At 73.4% G+C, this 24,025-nt stretch carries 1 protein-coding gene and 1 pseudogene; both read right to left on the bottom strand.

From position 1 onward, the window contains the following. Nucleotides 1-11: 11 nt before the first annotated feature. On the bottom strand, nucleotides 12-3,992 hold the full coding sequence (locus tag ACLJQZ_RS24315) for a non-ribosomal peptide synthetase (RefSeq protein ID WP_410622173.1): 3,981 nt from the start codon (nucleotides 3,990-3,992) through the stop codon (nucleotides 12-14). Beyond that, a pseudogene (locus ACLJQZ_RS24310) lies at nucleotides 3,989-24,010 on the bottom strand (non-ribosomal peptide synthase/polyketide synthase); the annotation flags it as partial. The gene ACLJQZ_RS24315 and the pseudogene ACLJQZ_RS24310, both read right to left, overlap by 4 nt. Between the last annotated feature and the right edge of the window lie 15 nt (nucleotides 24,011-24,025).

Raw genomic sequence — 24,025 nt, 5'->3', positions numbered from 1 at the left:
GGCGTTCTCCTTCACTCGTCGGCGGTCACGGCCAGCCCGGCCAGCACGGCCCGCGCCAGCTCCGCCACGTGCGGCGGTTCGACCATGTCCCAGTGGTGCCCCGGTACCGGCGTCACCGTCAGCTCGCCGCGCGTGCGGGCGCGCCAGCTCTCCGGGCGCACCTCTGGGCGGCCCTTAACCGGGTGGGCACCGGTGGAGGTGATGAGGTGGATTCCGGTGTCGACGACCGCGCGGCAGCGGTAGGCCTCGACCGCGTCCTTGCCGGCCAGGTAGACCCGGGCCATCTGCTCGACCACGGCGTTGCCCGCGACTTCGGAGACCATGCCGCGGTCGCGGGCCTCGGCGAGCATTTCGTCCAGCGTGTCCGCTCCGGGTTGGAGCTTCAGGATGGCCTCGCCGAACCAGGCCAGCGGATCGCTGGTGTCGATGTCGGGCAGCGGGTTGCCGTAGTCGTCGACGCCGAGGACGGTCGCGTCGATGACGCACAGGTGCTCGACCGCGCGGCCCGCTTTCTCCAGCTGCGCGGCCATTTCGAAGGCGACCGAGCCGCCCTGCGACCAACCGGCGAGCCGGATCGGCCGGTCCCCGGCGACCGGCAGGAGGTCGGCGACGAACCGGGCCGCCAGCTCCTCGATGGTGTGGACCGGGTCCTCGCCGGGTGCGAAGCCGGGGGCCTGCAGGCCGAACACCGGCAACGCCGGGTCCAGCTCGGCGACCAGCTGCAGGTAGGGGAACGGGCTGCCCGCGGTGGGCGGCAGCAGGAACAGCGGTGCGACACCCGGGCGGCCGGGCGAGAGCGGCACGACCAGTCCCCCGCCGCTGTCCCCGGCGCGGATGTGGTCGGCCAGCGCCCGGACGGTCGGCGCGCGGAACACCTCGGCCAGCCCGACGGTGGCGCCCAGTTCGGCGGCGATCCGGTCGACCAGCACCACGGCCAGCAGCGAATGCCCGCCGACCTCGAAGAAGCCGTCGGTGACGCCGACGCGGCGGCCGAGCAGGTCTTCCCAGAGTTTCGCGAGCGCCATCTCCAGCTCGTCGCGTGGCAGGACGCCAGACGTCGAGACCGGCGTGGCGTCCGGTGCGGGCAGCGCGACGCGATCGATCTTGCCGTTCGACGTCAGCGGCAGCGTGTCCAAAGTGGTCAGGGTCGACGGCACCATGTACTCCGGCAGCCGCTCGGTCAGGTGGGCTCGCAGTCCGTCGACGTCCACTGTGGACGGCGCGACGTAGCCGGCGAGCGCGCCGTCGCGGACCACGGCGACCGCTTCGGTGACGCCGGGGCCGCCGACCAGCGCGGCCTCGATCTCGCCCAGCTCGATGCGGTAGCCGCGGACCTTGACCTGGTGGTCGGTGCGGCCGACGAACTCCAGCCGCCCGTCCGGCAGGTACCGGGCCAGGTCACCGCTGCGGTAGAGGCGGCCCGGGCCGAACGGGTTGGGCACGTACTTGGCCGCCGTCAGGCCCGGGCTGCCGGCGAAACCGCGGGCGACCCCGGCGCCGCCCGCGTACAGCTCGCCGGTGACGCCGGCCGGGACCGGGCGCAAGTGCTCGTCGAGCAGGTAGACCTCGGTGTTCCAGATCGGCCGGCCCACCGAGATCGGCGTGCTGACGCACTCGGCGGCGGGCAGCAGGTTGATCACGTTGGCCACGGACGTCTCGGTGTGGCCGTACTCGTTGGCCACGACGACGTCTGGAGCGTTCTCGCGCCAGAACTCCAGGGCCTCGGCGGTGAGCTGCTCGCCGCCGACGACCAGGTGCGCGGCCGCGGCCGCCGCCTCGGGCTCCAGACAGCGGCGCAGCGGTTCGAGGTGGGCCGGGGTCAGCTTGACGAAGCTGAACTTCCGCCCGCTGGACAGCACGTCCGCGAGGCCGGCGACCGGGTGCTCGTCCTCGGGGACCAGCGTCACGGTCGTGCCGCACAGCAGCGGCAGGAACAGCCCGGTGACGGTGAGGTCGAAGGCGAGCGAGGAGTGCACGGGCGCGCCGTCGCCTTCGTCGGCGCGGTAGGCCTGGCGGCACCAGTCGAGGTAGTGCAGCACGCCGCGGTGGCTGATCATCACGCCCTTGGGGCGGCCGGTGGAGCCGGAGGTGTAGATGACGTAGGCGAGGTTCTCCGGGTCGACGACCGGGTCCTGCCACGGCGCCGGGTCGTCGGCCACGGCCTCGTCCGCGAAGACGACGACCTCGCCGAGGTTCTCGTCGGCGTACCGGCGGGTGGTGACGAGCACGCGGGCGCCGGCCTGGCGGAGCATGTACTCCTTGCGGTCCTGCGGGTAGGCCGGGTCGAGCGGGATGTAGTGGCCGCCGGTCTTGAGGACGGCCAGCAGCACCGGCAGCAGCAGCGGGCCGCGTTCGCAGAGGACGCCGACCGGCATTTCGACGCCGACGCCCTGGGCGCGCAGCCGCTGGGCCAGCCGGGTCGCGCGGGCTTCCACCTCGGCGTAGGTCAGCTCGACCGCACCGCAGCGGACGGCGATCGCGTCCGGGTTGGACAGCGCCTGTTCGGCGATCCGGCCGTGCAGGGTGCCGCGCAGGTAGGGCTCGGCGGTGGCGTTCCAGGTGTCCAGGAGCAGCGTGCGCTCGTCGGCGCCGAGGACGTCCACTTCGGACAGCCGGGCGGTGGGGCGGGCGGCCAGCTCGGTGAAGAGGCGGACGAAGTGCTCGCCCATCCGCGCCATCCGGACCTGGTCGAACAGCGCCGTCGCGTACTCCAGCACGCCGGCCACGGAGCCGTCGGCCTGGCGGACGAAGGAGATCATCAGGTCGAACTTCGCCGTCGACGACTCCTGGTCCACCGGCGACACCGTGAGGTCACCGAGTGCGGCTTCGCCTTCGGAGGCGTCGTAGACGGCGAACATCACCTGGACGACCGGGGTGTGCGCGAGGTCGCGTTCCGGGGCGAGCTCCTGGACGAGCCGTTCGAAGGGCAGGTCCTCGTGGGACTGGTCGGCCAGCCGCGCCACCTTGACGCGCTCGGCCAGCGTCGCGAAGTCCGGGTCGCCGGAGAGGTCGCCGCGGGCGACGACGGTGTTCACGAAGAACCCGACCATGTGTTCCAGCTCGGCCCGCGAGCGGCCGGCGACCGGGGTGCCGACGGCGATGTCCTCGCGGCCGGTGTGCCGGCCCAGCACGACGTACGCGGCGGCGAGCAGCGTCATGAACGGCGTCGCGCCGACGGCTTTGCCCTGGTTCAGCACCGCTTCCGCCGCGGGCGCCGGGATGGTGAACCGGACCGACGCGCCGTGGTGGTCGCGGGTGGCCGGCCGCGGCCGGTCCGCGGGCAGCTCGAGCGTCTCGAGCCCGGCGAGGCGGTCCTTCCAGTAGGCGAGGTCGGCGTCGTGGATGTCGAGCCGGGACTGTTCCCAGACCGCGAAGTCCGCATAGGACAGTGCGATCGGCGGCAGTTCGACGCCGGTGTAGAGCTTGCGGAGGTCGTCGAGGAGGACCGGCAGGGACCAGCCGTCGCAGGCGATGTGGTGGACGTTGAGCGCCAGCACGTGCCGCTGCGGCGTCTCGCGGACCAGCATGGCCCGGAACACCGGACCGTTGGCCAGGTCGAACGGGCGGCCGACGTACTCCGCGAGCACCGCGTCGACGTCGCCGTCGACCACCGGCAGCTCGACCGGGGCCGGGGCGCCGATCACCTGACGCGGCTTGTTGTCCTCGGCGACGTAGGTGGTGCGCAGGATCTCGTGCCGCGCCACCAGGGCGTCGAGGGCGCGCTGCAGGGCCTCGACGTCGAGGTCGCCGTCCAGGCGGAGCAGGAGCGGCACGGCGTACTCGGCGCTGTCCGGGTCGAGGCGGTCGAGGAACCACAGCCGCTGCTGCCCGGCCGAGAGCGGCAGCGGGACGTCGCGGTCGGCGCGGCCGAAGGTGCGAACCGGCGCGGTGGTGCGTCCACGCAGCCGCCGGGCGAGCACCGCGGCCCGCAGCCGGGCCGCCCGATCGGCGTCAACAGCGTCGCCGGCGGAGCGGGTGTCGAACGTGGTCATGCGCTGGCCTCCTCGGAGAGGGAGTCGAGAAGCTCCTGCTCGGACATGCCGGCGAGCTCGGCCTCGATCTCGGTGTGGACCACCGCGGCGAGCGCGGTGACCGTGGTGGTCTGGAAGAGCACGGGCAGGGAGAGGTCCACGCCGAACGCGGCCTGCAGCCGCATGCGGACCTTGGCGGCGAGCACGGAGTGCCCGCCCAGTGCGAAGAAGTCGTCGCCGAGCCCGACGCGGGGCACGCCGAGCACCTCGGCCCAGATGTCGGCGATCAGCTGCTCCTCGGGACTGCCGGGGGCGACGTAGTCCGCCGTCTCCTCGGCCGGTTCGGGCAGCGCGGCCCGGTCGAGCTTGCCGCTGGCGTTGACGGGCATGGCGTCGAGCACCACGAACGCGGACGGCACCAGGTGCTCCGGCAGGCGCTGGCTCAGGTCAGTGCGCAGATCGGCTGCTGTGACGTCGCCGACGACGTACGCGACCAGGCGTTTCTGCCCGGCCGGGTCCGGCTTGGCGAGCACAACGGCCGCGGTGAGCGCCGGGTGGGCCCGCAGCGCGGACTCGACTTCGCCGAGTTCGATGCGGAAGCCACGGATCTTGACCTGGTCGTCGGTCCGGCCGAGGAACTCGAGGTCCCCGGCGCGGGTCCGGCGCACCAGGTCACCGGTGCGGTACATCCGCCCGCCCGCCGGGTTGGCGACGAACCTGATGGCCGTCAGTCCGGGACGCCCGAGGTAACCGCGAGCCAGGCCCGGGCTGGCGACGTACAGCTCACCCGCGACGCCTGGTGGCACCGGCTGGAGCCGGTCGTCCAGCACGTACGCCTGGGTGTGCCGCAGCGCGCGGCCGATGGTCACTTGCTGTCCCGGCACCAGCGGTTCGCTGACCGTGGAGACGACCGTGGCTTCGGTCGGGCCGTACATGTTGAGCATCCGGCGGCCCGGCGCCCACTTCGCGACCAGCTCGGGCGGGCAGACGTCGCCGCCGACGACGACCGTGCGGAAGTCCGGCAGGTCCGGATCCTCCACCGTGGCCAGGGCGGCGGGCGGGATCAGCGCGTGCGTCACGCGTCCCTCGGCGAGGACGTCGCGCAGCTGGTCACCGAGCAGCGGCCCCGGCGGCGTGACGACGAGTGCGGCGCCGGTCATCAGGGAGGCGCACAGTTCCAGCACCGAGGCGTCGAAGCTCGGTGACACGTACTGCAGCACCCGGTCCCCCGGGCCGACCTGGTAGGCGTCGATGGTGTTGGCCACCAGCGTGCCGAGGCCGGCGTGGCTGACCACGACGCCCTTCGGCCGTCCGGTGGAGCCCGACGTGTAGATCACGTACGCCGCGTTCTCCGCCTTGACCTCGACGTCCAGCGGGCTGTCGTCCATTGTGGACTCCGGCAGCTCGCGGAGCGTGAGCACCGGGTCGGCGTCGTCGAGCATGTAGCGGATGCGCTCCTCCGGGTAGCTCGGGTCGACCGGCAGGAACGCGGCTCCGGTCTTGACGACCGCGAGCTGCGCCACGACCAGGTCGGCCGAGCGCGGCAGCAGCAGCGCGACCACCGTCTCCGGAGCGGCACCGCGAGCCTGCAGCACGCGAGCCACGCGGTTGGCCGCCTTGTCCAGTTCGCCGTAGGTCAGCGAGTCCGGTCCGGCCACCACGGCCGGGGCGTCCGGATAACGTCGCACCTGGGCTTCGACCAGCCCCGCGAACGTGCCGCCGGGGGCGGTGTCGTCGAGCGGGGTGACCTCGGCCGCGTCGAGCATCGTGACGCGGTCCACCGGGCGCTGCGGCTCGGCGGCGAACCCGGTCAGGAGCCGGACGTACCGCTCGGCGAACGCGGCGACTGTCTCCTCGTCGAACAGGGCGACGGGGTATTCGAGAACGCCGTCGACCGCGCCGGTGGGCTGCTCGCGCAGCACCATGGAGAGGTCGAACTTGGCCGCGCCCGTCTCGATGCCGAGAGGCTCACAGTCGAGGTCGCCGAGTTCCCAGCCGCCTTCGGAGACGGTCTGCAACGCGAACATCAGCTGCACCAGCGGGTTGCGGCTCGGGTCACGCTCGGGCCGGAGTTCGGCGACGACGCGGTCGAACGGGACTTCCTGGTGGCTGAAGGAGTTCAGCGCCGTCTCGCGGACGCGTTCCACCAGTTCGGTGAAGCCCGGCGAGCCCGTCAGGTCCGCACGCAGGGCGAGGGTGTTGACGAACTGGCCGATGAGCCGCTCGGTGTCGGGGTGGTCGCGGCCGGCGACCGGGCTGCCGATCGCGAACTCGCGCAGCCCGGTGTGCCGGGAGACGAGCACCTGGAACCCGGCCAGCAGCGTCATGAACAGGCTGGCCCGGGCTTCCGCGCCCAGCTCGCCGAGCCGGGTGGCCAGCTCCGCCGGGACGCTGAACTCGTACCGCGCGCCACGCGGGTCGCGCACCGCCGGCCGGGGCCGGTCGGCGGGCAGCTGTACAACCTGCGGGACCCCGGACAGCTGCGTCCGCCAGAAGTCGACGTCCGTTTCGGTGGGCTGGGACCAGGTCGCGACGTCGGCGTACTGCACCGGCAGCGGCGCCAGGTCGGCACCCGCGTAGAGGTCGCGCAGTTCCTCGGCGAGGATGCCTTCGGACCAGCCGTCGAGGACGATGTGGTGCGCCGACAACACGAGCACGTGGTCGTTCTCAGCCAATCGTCCGAGCGCCGCTGAGAACACCGGTCCGGTGGCGATGTCGATGGGCTGCGCCGCCAGGAACGGCTCGACCGCGTCGATGTCGGTGACCGGCAGCGGGACCGGACCGGCCGGGTCGACGACCTGCTTGGGCTCGCCGTCCAGCTCCACGAACCGGGTCCGCAGGATCTCGTGCCGTTCGACCAGCTTGGTCAGGGCCGCCGCGAGCGCGTCGACGTCCAGGGTGCCGCGCAGGCGGACCGCGTTGGGCACCAGGTATTCCGCGCTCGACGGCGCCATCCGGTCGGCCAGCCACATGCCGACCTGGACACCCGCGAGGGGCGCCGGGCCGTCGGGTCGCTTCGGGATGGCCTGGAACTCGCGCCGGGTGGCGCGGGCGACGGCGTCGGCGAGCTCCGCGACCGTGGGCGAGTCGAAGATCAGCCGGATCGGGATGTCCGCCGAGAGCCGCTTGCGTAGCTCGGCGACCACCCGCACGCCCAGCAGGGAGTGCCCGCCCAGGTCGAAGAAGTTGTCGTCCGCGCCGACCCGCTCGACCCCGAGGACGTTCTGCAGCACCTCGGCGACCAGCTCGGCGACCGGCCCTTCCGGGGCCCGGTACTCGGCTCCGGCCGCAGCGGGTGCGGGCAGCGCCTTGCGGTCGATCTTGCCGCTGGTCGTGGTCGGGAACTCCGGCAGCACACTCAGGGCCGTCGGCACGAGGTAGACGGGCAGCCGCTCGCGCAGCTGTTCGCGGACCTCGGCTTCGGTGAGCGTGACGCCGGCCTGCGCGGTGACGTACCCGGCGAGGCGTTTGTCGCCCGGCGACGGCTGCCAGACCGTCACCGCGGCTTCGCGCACCCCGGGCAGCTCGAGCAGCACCTGCTCGACCTCGCCGGGCTCGACGCGAATGCCGCGGATCTTGACCTGCGAGTCCTGGCGGCCGAGGAAGGTCAGCGCGCCGTCGGGGGTGCGCAGGCCGCGGTCGCCGGTGCGGTAGAGCCGCTCGCCGGGGACGAACGGGCTGGCCAGGAACGCCGCCGCCGTCTTGCCCGGGTTGCCGAGGTAACCGCGGGCCAGGCCGACGCCGCCGATGAAGAGGTCGCCGGGGACGCCGACCGGGACCGGCCGGAAGTGCTCGTCGAGGACGTGGATCTGGTTGTTCGCGATCGGTGACCCGACGCTCACCGAGCCCGCGCCGTCGAGGTCGGACCGGAGGCACTCGCGCGTGGTCGAGTCGATCGACACCTCGGTGGCGCCCCACTGGTTGTGCAGGGTCGCGTTCTCGCCGAGGCGGTCGAAGAACAGCTTCAGCAGTTCCGGCTGCAGTGCCTCGCCGCTGGTGATGACGTTGCGCAGCGGCTTGAGGGCTTCGCGGTCGGCCGGGGTGAGCTGCTCCAGGAACAGCGTCAGCATGCTCGGCACGAACTGCAGGTTCGAGACACGGTGGCGGATCGCGCCCTCGAGGATCGCGGCCGGGTCGCGGTGCAGGCCCGGCGGGATCAGCGCGACGCGGCCACCGACGATGAGCGGCCACAGGCATTCCACGGCGGCGTCGTCGAACACGAGCGTCGTCTTCTGGAGGACGCCTTCGCCCGGCTGGAGCCGGTAGGTGTCCTGGTGCCAGCGCAGCCGGTTGACCCAGCCGCGGTGGGTGCTGGCGACGCCCTTCGGCTTCCCGGTGGAGCCGGAGGTGTAGTAGATCGACACCAGGTTGTCCGGGTGGGTGGTGTCGGCCAGTTCCGGCGCGGGACCGTCCAAACCGGACACCTCGAGGAAGACGACCTCGCTGTCCGACGGCGTCTTCGCGCCCGCGTTGACCAGACAGACCGGTGAGTTGGCGTCGCCGAGGATGCCGAGGACACGCGGTTCGGGCGCGTCGGTCTCGATCGGGACGAACGCGCCGCCGGCCTTGAGGATCGCGACCAGGCCGACGATCAGGTCGATCGAGCGGTCCATCCGCAGGCCGACCGGAACGTCCGGGCCGACGCCGTGCTCGACCAGCCGTGCCGCGAGGACTCCGGCCCGGCGTTCCAGCTCGGCGTAGTCGATGTGCTCGTCCAGGTACTCGACGGCGACCGCGTCCGGCGTCCGCGCGGCCTGCTGCGAGATGAGCTGGTGCAGGCAGACGTCCTCGTCGTAGGCCACTTCGGTGTCGTTGACGCCGTTGATCAGGTGTTCGCGTTCGGTCGTGCTGAGGAGGTCCAACTCGCCCACGGGTGTTTCCGGCGCGTCGGCGATCCGTTGCAGGAGTGTCGTGAAGTGGCCGGCCAGCCGTTCGATCGTCGTCGTGTCGAACAGCGCGGTCGGGTACTCGAAGATGCCGGTGAGGGCGCCGTCCGCGTCTTGGGCGAGGGCGAGTTCGAGGTCGAACTTGCTGACCCGGGTGTCGACGGCCAGCCGCTCGACGGCCAGGCCCGGCAGCGCCCAGCCGGCTTCGTCGTTGTTCTGCAGCGCGAACACGATCTGGACCAGCGGGGTGCGGGTGAGGTCGCGCTGCGGGCGCAGGAGTTCCACGATCCGGTCGAACGGGACGTCGTCGTGGTCGAACGCGGCCAGGGTGCTGGTGCGGACGCGGGTCAGCAGCTCGGTGAACGCCGGGTCGCCGGTCAGGTCCGCGCGCAGCGGCACGGTGTTGACGAAGTGCCCGACCAGGGCTTCGGTCTGCGGGTGGCTGCGGCCGGACACCGGGGTGCCGATCGCGAAGTCCCGCATGGCCGTGTAGCGGCCGATGAGCACCTCGAACGCGGCCAGCACGGTCATGAACAGGCTCGCGCCGTGCTCGGCACCGAGCGCCGCCAGCTGGCCGACGACCTCCGCGGACAGGTGCACCGGCGTCTTGGCGCCGGCGATGTCCCGGACGAGGGGCCGGGGCCGGTCGGCGGGCAGCTCCGCGACGTGCGGCATCCCGTCGAGGGCCTCGCGCCAGAAGGCGAGCCCGGCTTCGTCGGACGCGCTCGCCTGCCACGCGGCGACGTCGCCGAACTGCACTGGCAACGCGGCCGGGCGGCTCCCGGCGTAGTGGTCGCGCAGCTCGGCGGCCAGCACGCCCATGGACCACCCGTCGGCGACGATGTGGTGCAGGCACAGCACGAGCACGTGCTCGGTGGCCGAAACCCGGCCGAGCGCGGCCCGGAACACCGGGCCGTTCTCGATGTCGAGCGGCGTGTCCACCTGGGACCGGACGAATGCCTCGACGTCGGTCACGTCGGTGGTCGGGAGCGGCAGCGGCCGCACCGGGTCGACGACCTGGGCGGGCTCGCCGTCCTGCTCGACGAACCGGCTGCGCAGCACCTCGTGCCGCGCCACCAGCGCGGACAGCGCGTCGGTGAGTGCCTCGACGTCGAGGTCACCCTCGACCCGCAGCGCGAGCGGCACCAGGTACTCCGCGGAGCCGGGGGCGAGCCGTTCGGCGAACCAGAGGCCGCGCTGCACCGGCGACAGCGGCGTGCGCGCCGACCGGTCCCGGGCCGGGATCGGCTCGAAGTCCACTGTGGACGCTTCCGGCACCAGCCGGGCCAGCGACGCGATCGTGGGCGCCTCGAACAGGGCGCGGACGCCCAGCCGGACGCCGAACTCGGTGCGCATCCGGCCGGTCACCTTCGCCGCCAGCAGCGAGTGACCACCGAGCGCGAAGAAGTTGTCCTCCACGCCCGGTTCCTGGATGCCCAGGACGTCGGCCCAGATCGCGGCCAGCGTGATCTCGGTGGCCGTCCGGGGCGCGACGTGCCCGGCGCTGATCCGCCGCGGTGCGGGCAGGGCGGCCTTGTCGAGCTTGCCGTTGGCCGTCCGGGGCAGTGCTTCCAGGGGCACGATCGCCGACGGGACCAGGTGGTCCGGCAGCTGCGCGGCGGCGTACTCGGCGACCGCGGCCGGGTCTGCGGTGCCGACGACGTAGGCGACCAGGAGCCCGTCGCGGGCCACCACGGCGGCCTGCGTGACGCCCTCGTGCCGGGCCAGCACGGCCTGGACCTCGCCGGGTTCGACGCGGAAGCCGCGGATCTTGACCTGGTCGTCGGCGCGGCCGGCGTACTCCAGCACGCCGTCGCCGTTCCACCAGGCGAGGTCGCCCGTGCGGTACAGCCGCTCCCCCGCGCCGAACGGCGACGCGACGAACCGCTCGGCGGTCGCGCCGGGCTGCCCGAGGTAGCCGTGGGCGGTGCCGACGCCGGCCAGGTACAGCTCGCCGACCACGCCGGCGGGCATGGGCTGCAAAAGCGTGTCGAGGACGTAGGCGTGCTTGCCGGTGAGCGGCCGCCCGATCGGGACCGGGCCGTCGACCGCCATGACGGCGTGGAAGGTGCTGAAGCCCATGGTCTCGGCCGGGCCGTAGCCGTTGATCACCGCGACCTGCGGATACGAGCGCAGGACCTTCGCCAGGTGCGCGGGTGACGCCGCTTCGCCGCCGGTCATGGCGCGGCGAACCGTCGCGAACACCGCCGGGTGCTCGTCGACCAGGAAGTTGAACAGGCTGGCCGAGACGTCCAGGACCGTGACGTCGTGCGCCAGCACCAGGTCCTCGATCAGGGCCGGGTCGGGACGCTGGCCGGGCTGCAGCACGACCTGGCCGCCCTCCAGCAACGGGCCGAGCAGCTGGGTGCCGAACGCGTCCCACGAGACCGGCGCGCACTGCAGCCAGACGTCGTCCGGGCCGAACCCCGCGTAGTCCTGGCCGGTGAGCGTGCCGGCCACCGCGCGGTGCGGGGCCGCGACGGCCTTGGGGACGCCGGTGGAGCCGGAGGTGAACATGACGACGGCGAGGTCTTCCGGGCTGCCGGGCAGGCCGAGGACACTGCCGTCGCGGACGGCGATGGCGGCCGCGTCGGCGACGACGTCGATCCGGCGCCAGGGCAGCTCTCGTCCGTCGGTGAGGACGAGCGCGGCCGACGTCCGGTGCAGGGCCGCGACCAGGCGGTCGGCCGGGAAGTCCGTGTCCAGCACGGTGTAGGCGGCGCCGGTCTTGAGGACGGCGAGCAGCGCGACGGCCAGCCGCGGGCTGCGTCCGATGTGGACGCCGACCAGGTCACCGCGGCGGACGCCCTCGGCGACGAGGTGCCGGGCGAGCCGGTTGGCTTCGGTGTCGAGGTCGCCGTAGGTCATGCGTGAACCCTCGAACACGAGCGCGGTCGCATCCGGCGCCCACGCGGCCTGCCGCTCGACCAGCTCGTGCAGCCGCATCGCGGGCGCGGTCACCGAGGTCGTGCCCTGGGTCAGGAGAGCCGCGCGCTCGTCGGCGGTGAGCAGGTCCAGGGCCGTCACCGGGACGTCCGGAGCGGACACGGCGGAGGTCAGGAACCGGGCGAACCGGGCCGCGATCGACTCCGCCGTGGAGGCGTCGAACAGGTCGGCCGCGTACTCCAGCTGGCCGGTCAGACCGGCCGGGGTGCCGTCGGCGGCCCGGTTCTCTTCGATGCCCGCGGTCAGGTCGAACTTCGCGACGTCCCGCTGGACCGTGACGGCCTCGGCGGCCAGGCCCGGCAGCCGCAGTTCCCCGGCGACGTTGTTCTGCAGCACCAGCATCACCTGGAACAACGGGTGCCGAGCCGCCGACCGAGTCGGGTTCAGCTCTTCGACGACCCGCTCGAACGGGACGTCGGCGTGCGCCAGCGCGGCGAGCCCGGTGTCGCGGACGCGGTCCAGGAGCTGCCGGAACGTCGGCTGCCCGGAGACGTCGGTGCGCAGCACCAGGGTGTTGACGAAGAACCCGGCCAGGTCGTCGAGCGCGGTGTCGCCGCGGCCGGCGACGACGGCGCCGAGCGGGACGTCGTCCCCGGCGCCGAGCCGCGACAGCAGCGCGGCGAACCCGGCCTGCAGGGCCATGAACAGCGTCGCTCCGCTGCCCCGGGCCAGGTCGGCCAACGCCGCGTGGACGTCGGCGCCGAGCGCGAAGGCCACGGCACCGCCGCGGTGGCTGGCCACGGCCGGGCGGACCCGGTCGGCGGGCAGGGCCACCTCTTCGGGGGCTCCGGCGAGCGTCTCACGCCAGAACCCGATTTGCCCGGCCAGCTCGGCTTCGTCGAGGACGTCGCGCTGCCAGAGCGTGTAGTCCGCGTACTGGACCGGCAACGGCGCCCACTTCGGCGCCTGCCCGGTGACGCGGGTGGCGTAGGCCGTGGACAGGTCACGCAGCATCGGCGCGGCGGACCAGCCGTCACTGGCGATGTGGTGCAGGACCAGCAGCAGGACGTGATCGTCGGCGGCGATCTCGACGAGGTGGGCCCGCAGCGGCAGCTCGGTCTGGAGGTCGAAGACGTGCGACGCGGCCGTCGAGAGCACACCCGGCAGGTCGTCCTCAGTGGACTGTGTGAACGTCCACGGCACCGAAGGCGCGGTCAGAATCTCCTGCCACGGCTCACCTTCGTGCGACGGGAAGACCGTGCGCAGGGCCTCGTGCCGCTCGACGACGTCGGCCAACGCGGCCTGCAGGGCGGCTACGTCGAGGGAGCCGCGCAGCCGCAGGGCACGCGGGACGTCGTAACCGGCGTTGGCCTCTTCAGCCTGGTCGACGAACCACAGCCGCTGCTGCGCGAACGACAGCGGCAGCCGTTCGGGACGGTCGCGGCGGGTCACCGGCGGCCGCGCCGGGGCGGCGTCCCCGAGCACCTCGGCGAGACCGGCGACGGCGGGCGTCCGGAACAGGTCCCGGATGCCCAGCTCGACGCCGAGGACGGCGCGGACGCGGCCGATCAGCCGGGCCGCCAGCAGCGAGTGACCGCCGAGGTCGAAGAAGCCGTCGTCGACGCCGACCTCGGGCCGCCCGAGCACCTCGGCGAACAGTCCACAGAGGACGTTCTCGGTGACGGTCCGCGGGCGCCTGGACGACGTCGCCGCGAAGTCCGGTGCGGGCAGCGCGCGACGGTCGAGCTTGCCGTTGGCCGTCCGGGGCAGTTCGGCCAGGGGCACGATCGCCGAGGGCACGAGGTAGTCCGGCAGCCGCTCGCCCAGGTAGACCCGCAGCGCGGCGGGTTCGGCGTCGCCGACGACGTAGCCGATGAGCCGGCCGTCGCGGACGACGACCGCGGCCTGCTCGACGCCGTCGTGGCGGGCCAGCACGGCCTGCACCTCGCCGGGCTCGACGCGGAAGCCGCGGACCTTCACCTGGTCGTCGGCGCGGCCGACGTACTCCAGCACGCCGTCGGCGTTCCACCGCACCAGGTCGCCGGAGCGGTACATCCGCTCCCCCGCCGTGAACGGGTTCGCCACGAACCGCTCGGCGGTCGCCCCGGGGAGGCCGCGGTAGCCGTCGGCGAGACCGTGGCCCGACAGGTACAGCTCACCCGTGACGCCCGGGGCGGCCAGCGCGAGGTGCGTGTCAAGGACGTAGGCGCGCTTGCTCGCGACCGGGCGGCCGATCGGGATGGCCGGGCCGCCGAGGTCGGCGGCGGTGATCGGGTGGAACGTCGTGTAGCCCATGCTCTCGGCCGGGCCGTAGCCGTTGATCAGCGCGACGTCCGGGTACTCGCGCAGCGCCTTGGTCACGTGGGCGACGGACGCCGGCTCGCCACCGGTCATCGCCCGGCGCAGCACGCCGAAGACCTGGGGTTCCTGGTCGAGCAGGTAGTTGAACAGGCTCGCCGAGGCGTGCAGCACGGTGACGCCGTGCTCGACGACGAGCGCCGCGATGCGGTCTGGCTCGGGGTTCTGGCCGGGCTGCAGGACCGTGCGGCCGCCGTAGAGCAGCGCGCCGAACAGCTGCAGCGCGAAGCCGTCCCACGACACCGGGGCGCACTGGAGCCACACTTGGTCGGCGTCGAAGGTCGCGTAGTCCTGGCCCATGGTGGCGACGACGCCGCGGTGCGACGTCGCGACGCCCTTGGGCACGCCGGTCGAGCCGGAGGTGAACATGATGCAGGCCAGGTCGGCCAGGGTCAGCTCGACGTCCGGGTTGGTGGTGTCGGGGTGGCTCGGCGCGGTCGTCAGCACCCGCTTGACGCGGGCCTGCTCGGTGACCGCGGCGAGGCGCTCGGCCGGGTAGCTCGGGTCGAGCAGGGTGTAGGCGGCGCCGGACTTGAGGACGCCCAGCACCGTGACGGCGAAGTCGAAGCCGCGGTCGAGCAGGACGCCGACCACTTCGCCGCGCTGGACGCCGTCGTCGAGGAGGTGGTGGGCGACCTGGTTGGCGCGGGCGTTCAGCTCGCCGTAGGTCATCGCGGAGCCGTCGAACAGGATCGCGACGGCGTCGGGGTCTTGCCGCTCGACGATGGTGTGCAGGCAGTCCTGTGGTGTCGGAGCCAGGTCACGGGCGTGGCCGGAGGTCAGGACGAGGTCGCGGTCGGCGGCCGTGAGCACGTCGAACGCCGCGACCGAGGTCGTGGGCGCGTCGGCGATCTGCTCCAGCAGCCGGACGAACGCGCCGGCCAGCCGCTCGGCGGTGGCAGCGTCGAACAACGCGGTCGCGTACTCGAAGGCGCCGGTGATCCCCCCGCCGTTGCCGTGTTCCTCCAGGGCGGCGGTGAGGTCGAACTTGGCGACCGCGCGGTCCACGTCATACGGCTCGACGTCCACACCGGACAGTTCGGGCGCGGCGCTGTCCTGCTGCAGCACCAGCATCACCTGGAACAGCGGGTGCCGCGACGCCGACCGGGCCGGGTTCAGCTCCTCGACCAGGCGATCGAACGGGACGTCATCGTGCTCGAACGCACTCAGGTCGGCTTCCCGGACGCGGTCCAGCAGCTCGGTGAACGCCGGAGCGCCGCTCACGTCGGTCCGCAGGACCAGGGTGTTGACGAAGAACCCGACCAGATCGTCCAGCGCCGGGTCGGTGCGACCGGCGACGGGGGTGCCGATCGGGACGTCGTCGCCGGCGCCGAAGCGCGCCAGCAGCGTGGCGAGGGCGGCCTGCAGGACCATGAACAGGGTCGCGCGCCGCCCGGCCGCCAGCTCCAGGAGCCGCGCGTGCAGCTCGGCCGGGATCGTGACGGCCGCGGCCCCGCCGGCGTGGTCCGCGGTGGCGGGCCGGACGCGGTCGTACGGCAGGGCCAGTTCCTCGGGCAGACCGGCCAGTGCGTCCGTCCAATACGCGACGTCGCTGTCGAGTTCTCGTTGCCACAGCGTGTAGTCCGCGTACTGCACGGGCAGCGGCGCCCACTCCGGAGCGCGGCCGTCGAGCCGGGCCGCGTAGGCGTCGGCCAAGTCGCGCAGCAACACCGGGATCGACCAGCCGTCCCCGGCGATGTGGTGGGTCAGCACGAGCAGGATGTGCTCGTCGCCCTCGCCGAACAGCCACGAGCGCACCGGCGGTGCGGCGGCCAGGTCGAACGGGGTGCGCGCGGCGTCGGCGACCGAGCCGGTGCCGATCTCGAACGGGACCTGGAAAGAGTCGAGGATCACCTGGTGCGGGCCGGATTCGTCCTCGGCGTAGTACGTGCGCAGAGCTTCGTGGCGGCCGGCCACATCGGACAGTGCGGCGGCGAGGGCGGCGGCGTCGACGTCGCCGCGCAGGCGCAGGGCGATCGGCATGTGGTAGGCCGTGTCGTCGGCGTCGAGGCGAGCGAGGAACCAGAGACGCTCCTGCCCCGGGGCCAGCGGCAGCCGCGCCGGCCGGGGCCGGGCGGTGATGGCCGGGCGTGCCACGACGGCGTCACCGAGGCTGTCGCTCAGCCCGGCCACGGTCGGGTTCGCGAACAGGGCCCGCACGGTGACGTCGAGGCGGAGCGACGCCCGGATCCGCCCGGCGAGCCGGGTGGCGAGCAGCGAATGCCCGCCCAGGTCGAAGAAGCCGTCGTCGATGCCGACCTCGGGCACGCCGAGGACCTCGGCGAACAGCTCGCACAGCGCGTGCTCACGGGCGGTGCGCGGCACCCGGCCGGTGCCGCTCTCCACGGCCGGCGCGGGCAGGGCTTTGCGGTCGAGCTTGCCGTTCGGGGTCCGTGGCAGCTCGTCGAGCAGCACGAACGCCGACGGGACCATGTACCCGGGCAGGGCGGCCGCGACGTGCCGTCGCAGCGTCTCGACGTCGGCGGTACCCACGACGTAGGCGACCAGCCGCTTGTCGCCGGGCCGGTCCTCGCGGACGACGACGGCGCGCAACGCGACGGCCGGGTGGGTGGCCAGCACGGCTTCGATCTCGCCCAGCTCGATGCGGAAGCCGCGGATCTTGACCTGGTGGTCGACGCGGCCGAGGAACCGGATCTCGCCGTCGCGGCGGCGGGCGACCAGGTCGCCGGTGCGGTACATCCGCTCCCCGGTGGCGAAGGGGTTGGCGACGAACCGGTCGGCGGTCAGGTCCGGACGGCCGAGGTAGCCGCGCACGACGCCGTCGCCGGCGATGTACAGCTCGCCCGGCACGCCCGGCGGCACCGGCCGCAGCGCGCGGTCCAGGACGTAGACCTGGGTGTTGGCGATGGCGGTGCCGATGGTCGGCGAGCCGTCGCCGACGCGGGCGGTGGTGGACCAGATGGTCGTCTCGGTGGGGCCGTACATGTTGGTGACCGACGCGGCCCGCGCCCGCAGCGCGACGGCGAGGTCGTCGGGCAGGGCTTCGCCACCGACGAGGACGTGCACCGCGGAGAGGTCGACGGGCTCGGCCAGCAGCGCGTGGAAGAGGCTCGGCGTCGCCTGCAGCAGGGTGACGCCGTCCTCGGCGAGCGCGGCCAGGGCGCGGCTGTCGCGGACGGTGTCCCGCCCGGCGAGCACGACGGTCGCCCCGGCCAGCAGCGGCGCGAAGATCTCCAGCCCGGCGATGTCGAACCCGACGGTCGTGACGGCCAGGAGGCGGTCGCCTCGAGTGATGCCGAAGCGGTCCACCATGTCGAGCAGGAAGTTCAGCAGCGGCCGCCGGGGCACGACGACGCCCTTGGGGCGGCCGGTCGAGCCGGACGTGAAGATCACGTACGCCGGGCTGTCCGGGGACGCGGTGTGCACGGGGTTGCGCGCCGTCCCGATCTCCGCCTCGGCCAGCAGGACGTGGCGGGCCGGGTCGCCGGGCACCGCGCCCGCCTCGGTCACGAGCACGAGCGCCGGGTCGGCGTCTTCGAGCATCGCGGCGAGCCGGTCGGCCGGGTAGTCGAGGTCGAGCGCGAGGTAGCCGGCGCCGGTTTTGAGGACGGCGAGCATCGCGACGATCAGCTTCTCGTCGCGCGGCAGGGCCAGGGCGACGTACCGCTCAGGTCCGGCTCCACGCTCGGCGAGGTAGTGCGCGAGCCCGTTGGCCTGGGCGTTCAGTTCGCCGTAGGTCAGCGTCACGACGCCGTACTCCAGCGCGGGCGCGTCCGGCGTGCGGGCCGCTTGGGCTTCGAACAGCTCGATCACCGAGGTGTCCGGCAGCGGTGTCTCGGCGGGCGCCTGCAGGAGGTCCACGCGCTCGGCGTCCGAGAGCAGGTCCAACCCGGACACCGGGACGGCGGGTGTAGCGACGGCGGCGGCGAGCAAGCGGGTGAACCGCTCGGCGAGGTCGGCGGCGGTGCCCGCGTCGAACAGGTCGGTCGCGTACTCCAGGAAGCCGCCGATGCCGGCCGGGGCGCCGTCGGGGCCGGTGCTTTCCTCCAGGTTCAGCGTCAGGTCGAACTTCGCGGTCGCGGTGGCCACCGGGACGTCGGCCGCGGTCGTGCCGGGCAGCGCGAGGTTGGCCGCGACGTTGTTCTGCAGCGCCAGCATCACCTGGAACAGCGGGTGCCGGGCGGTCGAGCGGGCCGGGTTGAGGCGTTCAACGACGCGCTCGAAGGGGACGTCGCCGTGGTCGAAGGCTTCAAGGGCGGCCTCGCGGACCCGGCCGACCAGGTCGGCGAAGGTCGGGTCGCCGGTGAGGTCGGTGCGCAGCACGAGGGTGTTGACGAAGAAGCCGACGAGGTCGTCGAGCGCGGCGTCCGGGCGGCCCGCCGACGGGGTGCCGACCGCGACGTCGTCGCCGGCGCCGAGCCGGGACAGCAGGGCCGCGAACCCGGCCTGCAGCACCATGAACAGCGTCGCGTGCTCACCGCGGGCGACGTCGAGGAGGCGGGCGTGCAAATCCGCGTCCAGGGTCACCGGGAGGGTGGCGCCGCGGTGGGTCGCGACCGGCGGCCGCGGGTGGTCGAAGGGCAGGTTGATCTCGTCGGGCAGCCCGGCGAGGGCACCGGCCCAATAGTCGGCGGAGTCAGTCAGGTCCTGCTGCCACAGCGCGAAGTCCGCGTACTGCACCGGCAGCGGCGCCCAACCGGGGGCTTCCCCGGCGACGCGGGCGGCGTAGGCGGTGGACAGGTCGCGCAGCAGCGGGGCGAGGGACCAGCCGTCGCTGGCGATGTGGTGGGTGACGATGACCAGGACGTGGTCGTCGGCGGCGTGGCGCAGCAGCGCGGCCCGCACCGGCAGGTCGGTGGCCAGGTCGAACTCGCGGGCGGCGAACTCGTCGACGTCCGCCACGTCTTCGAACCAGGGCAGCTCGGTGAGCGGCCGGATCTCCTGGCGAGGGACGCCGTCGGTGTTCGGGAACACCGTCCGCAGGGACTCGTGGCGCTCGAGGACGTCGGCGAACGCGGTCCGCAGCGCGGAGACGTCCAGGGGGCCGGTCAGGCGCAGGGCGCGGGGCACGTTGTAGGCCGCACCGGCGGCGTCGAGCTGCTCGACGAACCACAGGCTGCGCTGCGCCGACGACAGCGGCAGCACCTCCGGACGCGGGCGAGCGGTGACGGCCGGGCGAGCGGCGCGGGCGGTGTCGAGCACCGTGGCCAGCGCGGCCACGGTCGGGGCGCGGAAGACGTCCGCGACGCCGATCCGGGCCCCCAGCACCGACCCGATCCGGGCGACGAGCCGGGCGGCGAGCAGCGAGTGGCCACCGAGGGTGAAGAACCCGTCGTCGACCCCGACCGTTTCGACGCCGAGGACGTCGGCGAAGAGGCCGCAGAGGACTTCTTCACGCGGGGTGCGCGGCGCGCGGCTCGTGCTCGTGTGCTCGGGAGCGGGCAGGGCCCGGTGGTCGAGCTTTCCGTTGGGCGTCAAGGGAAGGGCGGGCAGCATTACGAACGCCGACGGCACGAGGTGTTCGGGCAGCCGCTCGGCCAGGTACCCGCGGAAGTCGGCCGGCGAGCCGACGACGTAGGCGACCAGGAGCTTCTGGCCCGGCCGGTCCTCGCGGACGACGACGGCGGATTCGGTGACGGCCGGGTGGGTGCCGAGCGCGGTCCGGATCTCCCCCGGCTCGACGCGGAACCCGCGGATCTTGACCTGCTCGTCGGCGCGGCCGACGTACTCCAGGACCCCGTCGGCGCGGCGGCGCACGAGGTCACCGGTGCGGTACATCCGCTCCCCCGCCGCGAACGGCGAGGCGACGAACCGGACGGCGGTGAGGTCGGGGCGGCCGACGTAGCCGTCGGCGATGCCGGCGCCCGCGGCGTACAGTTCGCCGACGACGCCGGGGGCGACCGGCCGCAGCCGCTCGTCCAGGACGTGGGCGCGCTTGCCGTGCAGCGGCACGCCGATCGGGATCGGCGCCCCGGTGAGGTCGGCCGCCGTGATCCGGTGGCAGCTGACGAAGATCATGTTCTCGACCGGGCCGTAGGCGTTGGTGACCGTGAGGTCGGGGAACGTCGTCAGCGCCTTGGTGATGTGCGCGACCGAGGCGACCTCGCCGCCGGTGTAGACGTCGCTGACCTGCGTGAACACTGCCGGGTACTCGTCGAGCAGGAAGTTCAGCAGGCTGGCCGAGGCGAACATCGTGGTGACGCCGTGGCGCTCGACGAGGTCGGCGATGAGCGCGGGCTCGGGCTTCGGGCCCGGCTGCAGCACGCAGGCGGCTCCGGTGAGCAGCGCGCCGAACAGTTCGAACGCGAAGGCGTCCCAGGAGACGGGCGCGGTCTGCAGCCAGACGGCGCCGCCGTATCCCTGCCCCAGGATCGTCGTGGCGACGGCCTCATGGGAGGCGACGACACCCTTCGGCGTGCCGGTGGAGCCCGAGGTGAACATGACGCACGCGGGTCCGGTGACGGGCACGGCGAGGCCGGGGGCGGTCACCGTGGAGTCCACAATGGACAAATCGTTCAGCACCAGGGGCGCGTCGACCTGCTCGGCCAGCAGCTGACGGCGTTCGGCGGGGAACGACGGGTCGAGCAGCGTGTAGCCGCAGCCCGCTTTGAGGACGCCGAGGATCGCGGCGACGAGGTCCGGGCCGCGGTCGAGGCAGATCGCGACGATCCGGCCGGCCGGGACGTCCGTCAGGAGCGCGGCGACGCCGTTGGCGCGGGCGTCCAGCTCGGCGTAGGTGACGATCCGGTCCTCGAACAGCAGCGCGGTGTGGTCCGGGGTGCGGCGGGCGTGGCCTTCGACGACTTCGTGCAGGGTGACGCTCGCGGCGGCGGGCTGGGTCATGCCGCCCGCGACGGCCTGGGCGGTCTCGGTGGCGTCGAGCAGGTCGAGGTCGCCGATCCGGACGTCCGGCGTCGCGGCGACGGCGGCCAGGACGCGCAGCAGCCGGGTGGCCAGGGTGGCGGCGGTGGCGCGGTCGAACAGGTCGCTCGCGTATTCGAGGAGGCCGGTCAGCTCGCCGTCGCGTTCCTCGAAGATCGCGGCCAGGTCGAACTTCGCGTAACCGATGTCGACGCGCTCGCCGGTCGCCCGCACCCCGGGCAGGTCGAGTTCGGCGGCGAGGTTGTTCTGCAGCACCAGCAGGACCTGGAACAGCGGGTGGCGGCCGAGCGAGCGGGCGGGGTTCAGCTCTTCGACGACGCGCTCGAACGGCACTTCGGCGTGCTCGAACGCGGCCAGGCAGGTCTCGCGGGCCCGGCCGAGCAGCTCGCGGAAGGTCGGGTCGCCGCCCGTCTCGGTGCGCAGCACGACGGTGTTGACGAAGAACCCGACGAGGTCGTCGAGGGCGGCGTCACCACGGCCGGCGACCGGAGAGCCGACCGGGACGTCGTCGCCGGCGCCGAGGCGCGTCAGCAGCGCGGCGAAGGCGGCCTGCAGGACCATGAACAGCGTCGCGCCGGACGCGGCGGCCAGCTCGGTGAGCTTGGCGCGCACCTCGGCGGGGACGTCCATCGGGACGACGCCGCCGCGGTGGCTCGCCACCGGCGGGCGGGACCGGTCGGCGGGCAGCGGGAGCTCCTCGGGCAGGCCGGTGAGGGCGTCGCGCCAGTACGCGAGGTCGCTGTCGACGGGCAGTTCCCGTTGCCACAGCGTGTAGTCCGCGTACTGGACGGGCAGCGGTGCCCACGCCGGGGCTTCGTGCCGGGTGCGGGCGGTGTAGGCCTCGCCGACCTGGCGTAGCAGGGGCGCCATCGACCAGCCGTCGCAGGCGATGTGGTGCACGACCAGCAGCAGCACCGACGTCTTCCCGGGCAGGGTGAACAGCGCAGCCCGGATCGGCAGTTCACGGGCGAGGTCGAAGCTCTCTTCGGTGGCGGTGCGCAGGTCGGCGGCGAGAGTGTCCTCAGTGGACTCCGCGAACGTCCATCGGACGTCGCCGGCGGGCAGGATCTGCTGCACCGGCTCGTCGCCGTGGCTGTCGAACACCGTCCGCAGGGCTTCGTGGCGGGCGACGACGTCGGCGACGGCGAGGCGCAGCACGTCGGCGTCGACCGGGCCGTCGAGGCGGACGGCCTGCGGGACGTGGTAGCCGGCGTTCCAGGTGTCGGCCTGGTCGAGGAACCACAGCCGGCGCTGGGCGGACGACAGCGGCATCGGCTCGGGGCGGTGTCGCGGGGTCAGCGGCGGGCGGGCGGGCGCGGCGGTTTCGAGGAGTTCGGCGAGGCCGGCGGGGGTCGGTGCGCGGAAGACGTCGCCGATCGCGGCCTCGACGCCGAGGGTCGCGCGGATCCGGGAGACGAGCTTCGCGGCGAGCAGCGAGTGGCCGCCGAGGGCGAGGAAGCCGTCGTCGATGCCGACGCCGTCGACGCCGAGGATTTCGGAGAACAGCGTGCACAGCGCGGCTTCCCGCGGGGTGCGCGGGGTGCGACCGACCGCGGTCCACTCGGGGGCGGGCAGGGCCTTGCGGTCGAGCTTGCCGCTCGGGGTCAGCGGCAGTGCGGCGAGCACGACGAACGCGGCGGGCACCATGTACCCGGGCAGGTCCGCGGCCAGGGCCGTCCGCAGGGCCTCGACGTCCGGGGTGGCGCCGTCGGGGACGACGTAGCCGACCAGGCGCTGGTCGCCTTCGCGGTCTTCGCGGGCCAGGACGCAGGAGCCGCCGACGCCGGGCTGGCGGTCGAGCACGGTCTCGATCTCGCCCAGCTCGACGCGCAGGCCGCGGATCTTGACCTGGTGGTCGGTGCGGCCGAGGTAGAGCAGGGCGCCGTCGTCGGTCCAGCGGGCGAGGTCGCCGGTGCGGTACATCCGCTCCCCCGGCACGAACGGGTTCGCGATGAAGCGTTCGGCGGTCAGGCCGGGCCGGCGGTGGTAGCCACGGGCGAGCTGGATCCCGGCGAGGCACAGCTCACCGGCGTCGCCGGGCGCGACCGGCCGCAGCTGCGCGTCCAAGACATAAGTCTGCGTGTTCCACACGGGCCGGCCGATCGGGACCGGGCCGCCGTCGGCGCGGCACGCCCAGGACGTGACGTCGACCGAGGCTTCGGTGGGGCCGTACAGGTTGTGGAGTTCGACGCCGGGGAGGGTGTCGAAGAACCGGGCCTGCAGTTCGGCGGGCAGGGCTTCGCCGCTGCACAGCACGCGGCGCAGGCCGGTGCAGCCGGCCGCGGCCGGGTCGAGCAGGAACGCCTGCAGCATCGACGGCACGAAGTGCAGGGTCGTGATGCGCTCGGCGCGGATCAGCTGGGCCAGGTAGGCGGGGTCGCGGGGGCCGCCGGGGCGCGCGACGACGAGCGTGGCGCCGGTCAGCAGCGGCCAGAAGAACTCCCACACCGAGACGTCGAAGCTGGACGGCGTCTTCTGCAGGACGCGGTCTTCGGTGGTGAGGCCGTATTCGGCCTGCGTCCAGGCGAGCCGGTTGACGATTCCCTCGTGCGGCACCAGTACGCCCTTGGGGCGCCCGGTCGAGCCGGAGGTGTAGATGGCGTAGGCGAGATCCTGCGGAGTCGTCGTGGTTTCCGGCTCGGTGGCCGGGAACGCGGCGAGGTCGGCGTCGTCGAGGAAGTCCTGGGTCAGGACGACGGGGGCGGCGCTGTCGGCGACCATGAAGGCCAGCCGGTCGGCCGGGTAGTCCGGGTCGAGCGGGACGTAGGCGCCGCCGGCCTTGAGCACCCCGAGCAGGGCGATGACCAGGTCGAGGGAGCGGTCGACGCAGACGCCGGTGAGGACGCCGGGCCCGACGCCGCGGCCGATCAGGAGGTGGGCGAGCCGGTTGGCTCGCTCGTGGAGGGCGCGGTAGGTGAGGGTTTCTCCCTCGAAGACCAGCGCCGTCGCGTCCGGGGTGCGGGCCGCCTGCTCGGTGAGCAGCCGGGTGAGCGTGCGGCCCGCTTCCGGGACGTCGGTGGTGGTGTCGTTCCAGGCCGCCAGCAGCTGCCGGGTGTCGTGCTTCACGTAGATCAGCTCCAG

The organism is Amycolatopsis sp. cmx-8-4, assembly GCF_046548675.1.
In the GTDB taxonomy this organism is placed as follows: Bacteria; Actinomycetota; Actinomycetes; order Mycobacteriales; family Pseudonocardiaceae; genus Amycolatopsis.
The sequence above is the reverse complement of the archived record's forward strand: the minus strand, read 5'-3'. Positions and strand labels throughout refer to the sequence as shown.

What these genes read in the sequence shown, in the direction of transcription:
- ACLJQZ_RS24315 (WP_410622173.1), bottom strand. Translation starts at nt 3,992, where the DNA reads ATGACCACGTTCGACACCCGCTCCGCCGGCGACGCTGTTGACGCCGAT.